Below are 12456 nucleotides of genomic sequence, written 5' to 3'. Positions count from 1 at the left end.
CGAACATCCATCTCGCCGAAAAGATCGGGCATCCGTGACCACCGCGAGTGGCGGTGGCCACGATCCCATCAGGGCTCCACCCTCCTCCACCGCCGCTGACGGATCGAAGGACCCTTCCATGCCGTAACCGCTCCGGGACGCACCATGTCCAGCGAAGTAGGCCTTCGGAGCGCGGCTGGTGCTGTCGCCAGATTCGGGGTTCGTGCCAGACCCCGGGTCCGGGCAGCGGCGGCGCCGGGGTACCAGGGATTCACTCTCGGCATCGTCCGGAGATGGACGGCCGTCCGATCCGGGCTGACCGCTGTTCAAGATCGGTTTGATCGGGATATCCGGCCACTACCGGGTAACGAGGAGGGCCAAAGGTGGCGGGATCCCAATCGCACTCAACCGAACCGACCACGGCCGGGTACCCAGCCCCTCCCATGGTGGGTATGTGGAGGAAAATCGGCTTCGCGTTTCTTCGCCGGCCCTGCGACTGCGCGTGGGATCGGTCTCGGCCTGGCGTGATCGCGCCGACTTGTCGTCCGGCGAAGGGACCGATGGCCGGAAAATGAACACGCGGTGGAACAACTCCCTCTCCGCGATGATTCCACCGGTTACGATGAATCGGTTCGACATGTTTCGACACCAGTTTCTTCGACTTCTCGACAGGAGTGCAGCATCGACATGTTTTCCGACCACGTCATCGGAAACGATCTGGTCGTCCTGGCTTCGAAGACCGACCACCCCGAATCCGTCTGGAACGAGGTCATCCACAGCAGTGCGTACGAGAGGGGTGTTTCGAATCTTCCGCCAGGCAGCGTGATGGTCGATGTGGGAGCCCATATCGGGCTCGCGGCCCTGCATTTCGCGAGGACGGGTACCGGCCGCCCGGATCTACGCCTTCGAACCCACGTCGGCTTCCTACCGTTGTCTCGCGGAGAATTGCGCACGGCACGCGCCGGGCGCGCACACGGCCAACTACGCCATCGGTTCGTCGAACCGTGAGGCGCGGCTCACCTACTACCCGCATCGCTCGACCATGTCGACGTTGTACGTCGACGACGAGGAAGACCGCCACAACGTGCGGGTCCTCTTCGAACAGTTCGACCCGTCCGCCGAGTTCCGGGCGAATTTCTGGGCCGACTTCGACCGCGGTACCCTGCAGGAAACGGTACCCATGACCACGCTCGCAGATGCGCTTTCCGGCACCGGAATCGACGAGATCTCGTTTTTGAAGATCGACGTCGAACGAGCGGAACTGGAAGTGCTGAACGGGCTCGCGGACGACCAGTGGCCGAAGGTGCGCAGGCTGGCCATCGAAGTACACGACAGGAACGGCAGGCTCGCCGAAATCGGCGAACTGCTCGACCGGCGCGGCTATCGCGTCGAGTGTCTCCGTGAGGAGTACTTCTCAGGCACCCGACATCCATATGGTCTACGCTCATCGCGACTGACGAAGGCCCGTTCCTCCTGTCCTGGCCAGCACCATCGCTCCAGCCAGTGAAGCGTGCGCGCCGAACACCGCCGTCGCGACGACGGGCAGCCGATGTCCCAGCCTGCCCCAGGCGCGCGATCGCTCTTCGACAAGCGCGGGCAGGCCGGGCAAAGCCACGCCGAATCCACCTCCGAGATGGATCCGGCTCGGCTGGATCAATTCGGCCAGAAGCACGACGACGCGAGCGAGGACCTCGGCCACGAAGACGGAGACTTCCCCGGAGGTGGCGAGTTTCTCCTGCAGGAGTCCGGTCCGACGGGAAAGGGCTTCGGGCGAGAGCAAGGCTTGTAAACAACCGTTGCGCCCACATCGGCAGGGCGGGCCGGCCGGATCCATCGGCAGGTGCCCGAGTTCGCCCGCGGTGCCCCCTGCGCCGCGGATCAAGCGCCCGTCGCTGACCACGCCGCCGCCGACGCCGGTCCCGAGCCCGAGGTAGACCAGGTCGGCACAATCGCTCGCCTCGGCCTCCGCGACCGCGGCCAGCGTGCCGTCGTCGCCGAAGAGCACCGGCGCGCCGATGGCCTCCTCGATGGTCCGCCGCAGGTCGACCCCGTACCACGACGGCCTGTTCGGCCAGGCCGTCACCGTGCCGTCGCGGGCGACAGTCGGCGCGGCGGACACACCCGCCCGCACGACGCCTGACGGCACCGCGGCCAGCACGTCACGCAGCAAAGCGAGGTCGGACTCCACCCCGGCTCGTGGCCAAGGCTCGATCCGCTCCCAGGTCTGGCCGGCCCGCTCGGCCCGGACCGCGAGTTTGGTACCGCCGATGTCCAGCGCCAGGAAGGTCATCGACCCGGACCGGGCGGGAACCCCCCTCGCCTCGCCCGCGCGCGGGCCTCGCCGACAGCCGTGGTCACGGTCCGCCGCACCACCCGGCCGAGCCTCACCTCGTCGAGTGACACGGTGTGGTGGACGAGCATCGTCCCGGTGACCGCGCTGGCCTGGGCCGCGATGACACCGGAGGCGTTCTCCAGCCGGATCGCCAGCAGTTTCGCGACTTCCGGACGGCCGCGCATCAGCGGGATGTCCCAGCGTTGCCGCCCGGGCAGAACGGATCTGGGCCGGACCTCGGCCCTCACGAGCACATGGAAGATCAGCCTGGCTGTCTTGCCCATCACCGAGGCGATCAGCGTGCCGTGCTGGTCTGCTTGGCCTTCACCGGCGGTTTCGCCGGCGCGGCCTTCTCCGTCTGGGCGACGGCCATCTCGGCGGTCACTTCCGCCGCCAGATCCTGCAATTCCTCACCGGCCTGCGCGGCGACCTTCTTCACCTCCATCGCGATCGCCACGGAAGTGCGGACGACGACGCGCACCACCGGTTTCACCAGCTTGAGCGTCACCGGCCCGGCGACGAATCCGATCACGAACGGGGCCACAACAGGCGCTACCATCGTCACTCCATTTCGATTGTACCCTGAATTATCGGCGGGTTTGACTGATCAGCTGCGTTCGCACCGCCTCCTTGTCGATCCGGTACGGTCCGGCATATCCGGCGGCGAGAACCGATCCCCCGACGGTGGTCACCAAGGTCATCAAGACGAACAGCGAGAAGACGGCGTCGGGCAAGATTCCCATCCTCCTTCCGACATCGAGCACGACGAGCTCGGTCAACCCGCGGCAGTTGAGCAACGTCGCCAGCAGATTCGACTGTTGCCAGGAATATCCGGAAAAGCGGGCGGTCAACCCGGCACCCAACCATTTTCCCAGCACCGCGAAGAAAACCACAAGCAGCAGAACGGCGGCCAGCATCGGCGTTCGGACGACCACGTCGAGGTGGACGTTGAGACCGATGACACAGAAGAAGAGCGGAAGCAGCAACCACGAGACGAAGGGCTGGAGCTTTTCGTCGAGCCGGAGCTTCGAGGCGAGATCTTTCGGAACCGCCGCACCGAAAAGAAAAGCGCCGAGGACACTGTGCATGCCGATCAGGCCGGTGAACGCGGCCGTCAGCAGCATTCCCCCGAGCAGACCGACCGGCACTCCGGACGGGATACGGTCCGCCTGCCGATCGCCGAGCCTGCCCAGTCCGCGGCGCACGACGCCGAGCAGCAACACGGCGACGGCCGCGGTCAGCACCAGCGACCCGGCCACGCCCAGCGGGGAACGGTGCCCCGCCAGGGCTGCGGCCACTCCCAGCAGGCACCAGCACACCAGATCGGTCACGGCGGCGCAGCGCAAAGCCAGTGCGCCCAGCGCGGTCCCGCGCATCCCGAGGTCCGACACGAGTCTGGCGAGTACCGGCAGCGCGATGACGCTCAGGCTCACCCCGATGAACAGCGCGAACGCGGCGTTTCCGCCCTCCGGCAGTCCCAGCAGGGATACCTCGGGCAGGATCGCCGCCAGCAACACGCCGAGCGCGAACGGCACGGCCAGCCCGCAGAAACTGATCGCCGCGACCGGCCGGAGCGGCACGGCCCGCGACGACACGGCGGATTCCGTCCCCACCAGGAACACGAAGACCAGCACACCCAACTGTGCCAACGTTTCCATGGTGGCGCCGACGCCGGGGGCGAACAGCCATTGCTGGGCGGAAGGCCACAGGATCCCGAGCAAGGACGGGCCAAGTAACACTCCGGCGACCACCTCCCCGAGCACTCTCGCCTGGCCGAACCGGGCGGCCAGGGTGCCACCGAGCCGGGCGACGACCACGATCAGCGTGACGGCGAGCAACGCGCGCCACTGAGGGATCGACTCCGGCCCGGCGGGAGGTTCGGCGACCGGACGGCCGGAGAACCGAGCCACGCCGAACGCCGCCGCGACCGCCAGGGCGGCGCAGGTAGTTAGCCACGGCCACAGCTTTCTGCGCTTCTCCACATCGCCTCATTTCGCGGCCCGGCCGAGTTCGTTGTCGATGAAGTCGAGGACTTCGGCCGTCGAGGCCGTCCGGAGCCTGTCCCCCAGGTCGGTGTCCGCCTCCGGCTCCGGGGCCCAGCCCGCGGTGATCCGCTCGAACCGGGCGAGTACGGCGGCGCGGAATCCGTCGTCCAGGGTGTCGGCCGGAACGGCGACGAGCCGGTCCAGGTCGTGAAGCAGCGAGAGGGATCCGCTGGAGGAACCGGAGAACATCTCGGTCCACAGCACCCCGGCGACGGCGGCGGGCGTCGGGTGGTCGAAGAGGAGGGTGGCTGGGAGGCGCAGGCCGGTGGCCAAGGCGATCCGGTCACGGAGTTCCACCGCGGTCACCGAGTCGTATCCCAGTTCCTGGAACGCTTCCCGCGGGCCGGTGCGCACACCTGCCTCGTGGCCGAGCACGTTCGCGGCCTGTTCGCGGACGAGGTCCAGCAGTTCGCGTTCCTGGTCGGCAGGAGACAGGCCCTCGAGCCTCCCGGCCATGGTCGCCTCGTCGATGACGGGCGGAGCGGCCGCTGGCGTCGGCGTGTACTCCGGATTCGCGGGTTCGAGCCAGAAACGCTGCCGCTGGAAGGGGTACGTCGGCAGCCCGACCAGCCGTCCGGCGCCGCCGAGTGCGGCCTGCCAGCCCACCGCGACTCCCCCGGCGAACAACTCGCCCAGCCCGGAGAGAAACCCTGCCGTTTCACGTCGTTCGCGCAGACCCGCGACGACCAGGGTGCCGGGCTCGCCCTCCCAGCAATCACGGACCATCCCGGCCAGCGCCCGGCCCGGCCCGACTTCGAGCACCGTGCCGACGCCCAAGGCGCGCAGGCGGGCCACGCCCTCGGCGAACCGGACCGTCGATCGCAGGTGAGTACTCCAGTAGCCGGGTTCGCTGAGCACTTCGACGCCTACGACGTCACCGGTCACGTTCGAAACCACTGGCAGCCGGGGCTCGGCGAACGTGAGCCCGCGGACCACTTCTTCCAGCCCCGCGGCCGCTTCGTCCACACAGGGCGAGTGGAACGCATGGCTGACACGCAGCCGCCGGGTCCGCCATCCGTGTCCGCCGCAGCGGTCCGTCAGCCAGGTGACGGCGTCCTCGTCACCGGACACCACGACCGCCCGCGGCGCGTTCACCGCCGCGAGCGCGATCCGGCCGTCGCATTCCTCCAGCATCGCGGCGACTTCCCGTTCGGAAGCGGCCACCGCCGCCATCGCTCCGCCCGGTGGCAGTTCGCCCATCACCCTGCCGCGCGCCGCGACCAGCGCACACGCGTCGCGCAGGGACAGCGCGCCCGCCACGTGGACCGCGGTCACCTCACCCACGGAATGCCCGGCCACCACGGCCGGCCGCACACCGAAGGATTCCAGCAGCCGGACCAGCGCGGTCTCCACGGCGAACAACGCGGCTTGCGCGTGCTGGGTGGCGTCCAGCTGATCGGATGCGAAGATCAAGTCCCGCAAAGGGAAGTCGAAGTGCCCGCAGATTTCGTCGAAGGTTTCCCTGAAGACCGGGAAGGTGTCGTACAGCTCCATGCCCATTCCGGCTCGCTGGCTGCCCTGCCCGCTGAACACGAAGGCCAGCTTGCCCTCGGCCGGAGGGACCTCGACTGCATTCCGGCTCAAGGCTTCGAGTTCGGCCAGGAGTTCGTCACGGTCGTCCGCCACCACCACGGCACGCCGCGCCAGCATCGCGCGTGAGGACACCAGCGACCTCGCGACGTCCTCCACAGCGACGTCCTGGTTCGCCAGTACGAAGTCCGCCATCGTCCGCGCCTGCGCCCGGACAGCTTCCGCCGCCACTCCGGACAGGACCACCGGCCAAGGCCCGCGGTGGTCACCGGCCGCGGCTACAGGTTCAGCGGGATCGTCGACGGATTCGAGAATCAGGTGCGCGTTGGTGCCGGAGACACCGAAGGACGAAACCCCGGCGCGGCGCGGTCCTGGCCACTCACGGGCCTCGGTGAGCAACTCCACGGATCCGGCCGACCAGTCGACCTCCGGGGTGGGCGAGTCGACATGCAATGTCTTGGGGAGGACGCCGTGTCGCATCGCGAGCACCATCTTGATCACCCCGGCGATTCCCGCGGCGCCCTGGGCGTGACCGAGGTTCGACTTCAACGAGCCGAGCCACACCGGCCGGTCACGGTTCCGGCCGTAGGTCGCCAAGACCGCTTGTGCCTCGATCGGATCGCCGAGCCGGGTGCCTGTGCCGTGTGCCTCCACCGCGTCGATGTCCGAAGTGGACAGACCGGCGTCGGCCAGCGCGGACAGGATCACCCGCTGCTGCGCCGGACCGTTCGGGGCGGTCAAGCCGTTCGACGCACCGTCGGAGTTCATCGCCGAGCCGCGCACGACCGCCAGCACACGGTGGCCGAGCCGCTTGGCGTCGGAAAGCCGCTCCAACAGCACCACACCGGCGCCTTCGGACCAGGCCGTTCCGTCGGCGGCCGCCGCGAACGACTTGCACCGGCCGTCCGGCGCCAAACCGCGCTGCCGCGAGAATTCCACGAAACCGCGAGGTGTCGCCATCACCGTCACGCCACCCGCGAGCGCCATCGAGCATTCGCCGCGGCGCAGCGACTGCACGGCGAGATGCATCGCCACCAGGGAGGACGAGCACGCCGTGTCGATCGAGATCGCCGGCCCCTCCAGGCCGAAGGTGTACGCGACCCGCCCCGACACGACGCTGCCGGACACCCCGGTGATCCGGTAGGCATCCAGGTCGCCGACGCCGGGATTTCGGTAGTGGTCGTAGTCGTGGTTCGTCACGCCGGTGAACACCCCGGTGTCGCTGCCTCGCAACGACGTGGGATCGATACCCGCACGCTCGAACACCTCCCACGACGTCTCCAGCAACAGCCTCTGCTGCGGATCCATAGCCAGCGCCTCGCGCGGGCCGACGGAGAAGAAACGCGCGTCGAAACCCGCCACATCGTCTATGAACGCGCCTTGCCGGACATACGACTTCCCGACGGCATCCGGATCGGGGTCGTACAACGCGTCCAGGTTCCAGCCGCGGTCCGCAGGGAAGTCCGTCACGGCATCGACCCCGCCCGCCACCAGATCCCACAGATCCTCGGGCGACACCACGCCACCCGGCAACCGGCACGCCATGGACACGATCGCGATCGGCTCGTCCACGACCGCGGTGGTACGGGAGGTGGGGAGCCTGCGCTCCTTACCCGACAGCCGCTCGCAGAGGTGGTCGGCCAGCCCGCCGGGCGTCGGATAGTCGAAGACCAGGGTCGCGGGCAGCCGCAATCCGGTCGCGGCGGCCAGCCGGTTGCGCAGTTCGACGCCGGTCAGCGAATCGAGCCCCAGTTCCTTGAACGCCTTGACCTGGTCGACGGCGTCCGTGCCGGACAGCGCGAGCACGGCGACCACTTCCCTGCGCACCAGTTCGTTCACCGCCTGACGGCGCTCTTCCGGGGAAAGCCGCGCGAGCGACTCCGGGGATCCGGCCGGAACCGTCCGGCGGCGCGGCACCAGGGAACGGAAGAGCGGCGGCACCTCACCGAACCCGATCGCGGCGAGGTCGAACCGCGCCGGGACGACCGACGGCAGCCCGGACGCCATCGCCTTGTCGAACAGCGCCATACCGTCCACTGCGGACAGTGGCCGCATACCGGTGTTCGACAGACGGCGGCGATCGGCGTCGGAGAGGCGCGCGGTGAGACCGGTCGGTTCCCAGAGCCCCCAGGCGAGCGAGGTCGCGGGGAGTCCCTTGTCGTGCCGGTGGCGGGCGAGCCCGTCGAGAAATCCGTTGGCCGCGGCGTAGTTACCCTGCGCGGCACTGCCCAGCACACCGGCGACCGACGAGAACAGGACGAACATTCTGAGGTCGAGGTGGCGGGTGAGGTGGTGGAGGTTCAGCGCCCCGTCGATCTTGGGGTCGAACACGGTGTCGAGGCGTTCCGGGTTCAGTGTGCTGATGACTCCGTCGTCGAGGACACCGGCCGTGTGGATGACGCCGGTCAGCGGGTGCTCGGGCGGAATGTCGGCCAGGACGGCGGCGAGCGCGTCCCGATCCGCGACGTCGCAGGCGACGACTCTCGCGCCCGGGATGTCGACAGTGCCACCGCCGCGGCTGAGCAGCAGCAGGTGCCGGATGCCGTACGTCTCGACCAGGTGCTGAGCGGTGATCCGGCCGAGGGTGCCGGTGCCTCCGGTGATCAGGACCGTCCCGTCCGGGTCCAGCACCGGCGGCTTGCCGGCGGGTTCCGTCCGAGCCAGGCGAGGGACCTTGATCTGCTCAGCTTGGATCGCCGCCTGCGGCTCCCCGCCCGCCGCGACCCGCGGCAAAAGCGCACGTGACCTCGGGTCGTCGTCGAGGTCGACCAGCACGATCCGGCCTGGCTCCTCGGCCTGCGCGGAGCGCACCAAACCCCACACTGCCGAGGCCACCGGTGTCGACGCACCCCGCGTCACCACGACCAGACGCGACGAGCCCTCCTCTCGCACGAACTCCTGCACCCGCGCGAGAACCCCGGCGACCACCTCCCGTACTTCGCCATCGCCCACCTCGTACACCACGAGATCGACATCGTCAGCAGCCCCGGCCTCCGCCGGGATCCATTCCACCCCGAACAACGAACCACCGGTCGTGGCTCGCAGCCCCGCGGCGGAAACCGGACGGAACACCAGTGATTCGACAGTGGCGACCGGAGCTCCGGATTCGTCGGCCAGGTGCAGCGAAACCTCGCCTTCTCCGTTGGTGACGGCGCGCACGCGTACCAGCGTCGCGCCCGAGGCGTGGAGCGACACCCCGGTCCAGGAGAACGGCAGCCGGACGTCGCCATCGGGCGTCGCGACCTCCTGCCCGGTGAACGTGCTCGCGTGCAGCGCGCACTCGAGCAGGGCCGGATGAAGCCCGAACCTGCCCGCTTCGAGGGCCTGCTCCTCGGACAGGGCGACCTCGCCGAAGATCTCGTCGCCCCGTCGCCATACCGCGCGCAACCGTTGAAAGCCCGGCCCGTACGCGAGCCCCGCGGCGGCGAATCCGGCGTAGGTGTTCTCCATGTCGACGGGCGTCGCCCCGGCCGGTGGCCATTCGGCGTACTCGAACCCGGCCGCCGCGCCAGCCGTGACCAGGAAACCGCTCGCGTGCCGGGTCCACTCGGCGTCCGGTTCGGCCTTGTCAGGGCGAGAGTGGATGGCCAGCGCGCGGCGCCCGTGGGCGTCGGGCGGCCGTACTCGGACACGGAGCTGGCGCCCTTCCCTGTCCGGCAGTACCAGCGGCGACTCGATGACCAGCTCGTCAAGGACCGAGTGACCGACCTCGTCACCCGCGCGAATCGCCAGCTCCACCAGTGCGACTCCGGGGACGACGGTCTTGTCGAACACCACGTGATCCGCGAGCCATGGATGCGTGGCGAGCGAAAGCCGCGCGGTCAGTGCCACCCCGTCGTCTTCAGGCAGCCGGACGACCGCGCCGAGCAGAGGATGGTCGGCCGCGGCGAGGCCCGCCGCCGTGACGTCCCCGGTTCCGGTGCCCGCGTCCAGCCAGAACCGCTGATGTTGGAAGGGATACGTCGGCAGATCCACCCGTGTGCGCGGTCCGTCGAAGGCCGGTTCCCAGTCCACCGGCACGCCTCGTCGGTGGAGTTCCGCCGCCGAGGCCAGGAACCGGCCCCAGCCACCGTCGTCGCGGCGCAGCGTCCCGGTCACCACGGTGGGTTCCTCGACGACGTCGGCGATGCTCGTGGTCAGCACCGGATGCGCGCTTACCTCCAGGAACGTCTGGTGGCCGTCTTCGGCCAGTCCACGTATGGCGGCCTCGAAACCCACGGGCAGGCGCAGATTCCGGTACCAGTACGCGGCGTCCATCTCCGTGCCGTCGAGCCAGCGATCGTCCACAGTGGAATAGACCGGCACTGTGCCCGATGCCGGGCGCACCTCGGCCAACGTCTCCAGTAGCTTCTCCCGGACGGCTTCCACGTGACCGGAATGGCCGGCGAAATCGACTCCGGGCAGCGCCCAGCGCAACACGCGCCTGGCGGACAGCATCCGGCCGAACTCCTCGATCGCGTCCGCGTCACCCGAGACGGTCACCGAGGCGGGACCGTTCACCGCCGCCACCCAGAGCCGGTCCTGGAAACCGGGCAGGAGCGCGCGGACTTGCTCTTCCGGTGCGACGACAGACAGCATCGCGCCGCGTCCTGACAGTTCCCGGGCGATGACCGCGGACCGCAGCACCACCACGCGGACGGCGTCCTCCAGCGAAAGGGCCCCGGCGACATACGCCGCCGCGATCTCGCCTTGACTGTGGCCGACGACCGCGTCCGGTTCGACGCCCAGCGAACGCCAGACCGCGGCCAAGGACACCATCACCGCGAACGACACCGGTTGCACGACGTCCACCCGGGTGAGCGCCGCCTCGTCGCCGAGCGAGTCCCACAGCTTCCAGCCGACCATGTCTTCGAGCACCTCGGCGCACGCGAGCATCGAGTCGCGGAACTCCGCGCACGACTCCCACAGCTCCCGGCCCATTCCCGCCCATTGAGTGCCCTGGCCAGGGAAGACGAACACGAGCCGCCCGGTGACGTCCGCGATCCCTGGTTCCGCACTGGCCAGTTTCGCCACCAGATCGTCGCGGTCGTCCGCCACCACGATGGCCCGGTGCGCCAGTGCCGCTCTCGACGACAGCAGCGACCACGCGACCGGTCCTGCCTCGACGTCGGGATGCGTCCGCACGAACTCGGCGATCCTCTCGGCCTGCGCCCGCACCGCCGCCGCGGTGGCACCCGAGACCATCACCGGCCACGGGCCGTCTTCGCCGTGGCTCTCGACGTCGTTTCGCGGCACCGACTCCAAGATGAGGTGGGCGTTGGTGCCGCTGGCGCCGAAGGCCGAAAGCGCGGCACGGCGCGGCCGGTCGACCTCCGGCCATGGGCAGGCCTCGGTGAGGATCTCCACCGCACCGGACGACCAGTCGACCCGCGAAGTCGGCGTGTCGACGTGCAACGTCCTGGGAAGCGCGCCGTGCCGCATGGCCAGCACCATTTTGATCACTCCGGCGACTCCGGCGGCGCCTTGGGTGTGGCCGATATTCGACTTCACCGAACCCAGTAGCACCGGGCGTTCGCGGTCCTGGCCGTAGGTCGCCAGCAGAGCTTGCGCCTCGATCGGGTCGCCCAGCCGGGTGCCTGTCCCGTGTGCTTCGACCGCGTCGACGTCCACAGTGGATAGACCGGCGTCCTGGAGCGCGGCCCGGATCACCCGCTGCTGCGACGGGCCGTTCGGCGCGGTCAACCCGTTGGACGCGCCGTCGGAGTTCACCGCGGAGCCGCGAACGAGCGCCAGCACCGGATGCCCGCGTTCCTCGGCCACCGAAAGCCGCTCCAAGAGCACCAGCCCCGCACCCTCCGACCACGCGGTGCCGTCGGCGGCGTCGTCGAACGACTTGCATCGGCTGTCCGGAGCGAGCGCGCGCTGCCGGGAGAATTCCACGAACGTGTCCGGCGTCGACATCACGGTCACCCCGCCCGCCAGCGCCATCGTGCATTCCCCGCGACGCAGCGCCTGCACCGCCAGATGTATCGCCACCAGCGACGACGAACACGCCGTGTCGACGGTGATCGCCGGGCCCTCCAGCCCGAACGTGTAGGCCACCCGCCCGATCGCGGCACTGCCCGAACTGCCGGTCCCGACGTAGCCTTCGACCTCTTCGGGCACCGGGCGCAGCCGAGTCCCGTGATCGTGGTTGATGATGCCGCCGAAGACCCCGATCTTCTCGCCCCGCACCGAACCGGGGTCGATGCCCGCGCGCTCGAACGTCTCCCACGCCGTCTCCAGCAGCAGCCGCTGCTGCGGATCCATCGCGAGTGCCTCACGCGGACTGATCCCGAAGAGTCCCGGGTCGAACATGGCCATGTCGTAGAGAAAGCCGCCCTCGCGGGCATACGACTTCCCGAAGGCGTCCGGGTCGGTGTCGAACAGGTTGTCGAGATCCCAGCCGCGGTCGTCCGGGAACTGCGCGATCGCGTCCACGCCGCCGTCGAGGAGGTCCCACAGCTCCTCGGGCGTCCGCACGCCCCCGGGGAACCGGCAGGCCATGGCCACGACGGCGATGGGATCGGTGGAGCCCAGCTTTCGCAGGCGCTCGTTCTCCTTGAGTGTCGAACGAAGCGCTTCGACGAG

The 12456-nt window shown here is 69.2% G+C and carries 5 protein-coding genes and 1 pseudogene; 1 reads left to right on the top strand and 5 read right to left on the bottom strand.

Annotated features, from left to right (window positions below):
- The first annotated feature begins 811 nt into the window (after positions 1-811).
- Complete coding sequence (locus SD37_RS11010; RefSeq protein ID WP_052675174.1) at positions 812-1486, top strand: FkbM family methyltransferase; 675 nt, start codon at positions 812-814, stop codon at positions 1484-1486.
- On the opposite strand, the gene SD37_RS11005 is transcribed toward SD37_RS11010, so the two are convergent.
- The 5 genes and pseudogenes from SD37_RS11005 to SD37_RS43470 form a co-directional block, all read right to left on the bottom strand.
- A complete protein-coding gene (locus SD37_RS11005) occupies positions 1424-2269 on the bottom strand; it encodes an ROK family protein (protein WP_044856708.1) in 846 nt (281 codons plus the stop codon). The two genes, SD37_RS11010 and SD37_RS11005, sit on opposite strands and share 63 nt — an antisense overlap.
- Positions 2266-2595, bottom strand: a complete 330-nt coding sequence (locus SD37_RS11000) for a hypothetical protein (RefSeq protein ID WP_044856709.1) — start codon at positions 2593-2595, stop codon at positions 2266-2268. The genes SD37_RS11005 and SD37_RS11000 overlap by 4 nt, the downstream gene beginning before the upstream one ends.
- An 11-nt stretch (positions 2596-2606) precedes the next feature.
- Positions 2607-2870 (bottom strand): DUF5132 domain-containing protein, encoded by a 264-nt coding sequence (locus tag SD37_RS10995; RefSeq protein ID WP_044856710.1) that lies wholly within the window; start codon positions 2868-2870, stop codon positions 2607-2609.
- 28 nt (positions 2871-2898) lie between these two features.
- The gene (locus tag SD37_RS10990) at positions 2899-4293 is read right to left on the bottom strand and encodes a cation:proton antiporter domain-containing protein (protein ID WP_052675176.1); all 1395 of its coding nucleotides are present in this window, start codon (positions 4291-4293) and stop codon (positions 2899-2901) included.
- Positions 4294-4299: 6 nt separating this feature from the next.
- Positions 4300-12456 (bottom strand): annotated as a pseudogene (locus SD37_RS43470) (SDR family NAD(P)-dependent oxidoreductase); the annotation flags it as partial.

The organism is Amycolatopsis orientalis, assembly GCF_000943515.2.
Classification (GTDB): domain Bacteria; phylum Actinomycetota; class Actinomycetes; order Mycobacteriales; family Pseudonocardiaceae; genus Amycolatopsis; species Amycolatopsis orientalis.
Note: the sequence above shows the minus strand (reverse complement) of the source record. Positions and strands in the feature narration are given on the sequence as shown.

What these genes read in the sequence shown, in the direction of transcription:
- SD37_RS11010 (WP_052675174.1), top strand. Translation starts at nt 812, where the DNA reads ATGTGGGAGCCCATATCGGGCTCGCGGCCCTGCATTTCGCGAGGACGG.
- SD37_RS11005 (WP_044856708.1), bottom strand. Translation starts at nt 2,269, where the DNA reads ATGACCTTCCTGGCGCTGGACATCGGCGGTACCAAACTCGCGGTCCGG.
- SD37_RS11000 (WP_044856709.1), bottom strand. Translation starts at nt 2,595, where the DNA reads ATGGGCAAGACAGCCAGGCTGATCTTCCATGTGCTCGTGAGGGCCGAG.
- SD37_RS10995 (WP_044856710.1), bottom strand. Translation starts at nt 2,870, where the DNA reads ATGGTAGCGCCTGTTGTGGCCCCGTTCGTGATCGGATTCGTCGCCGGG.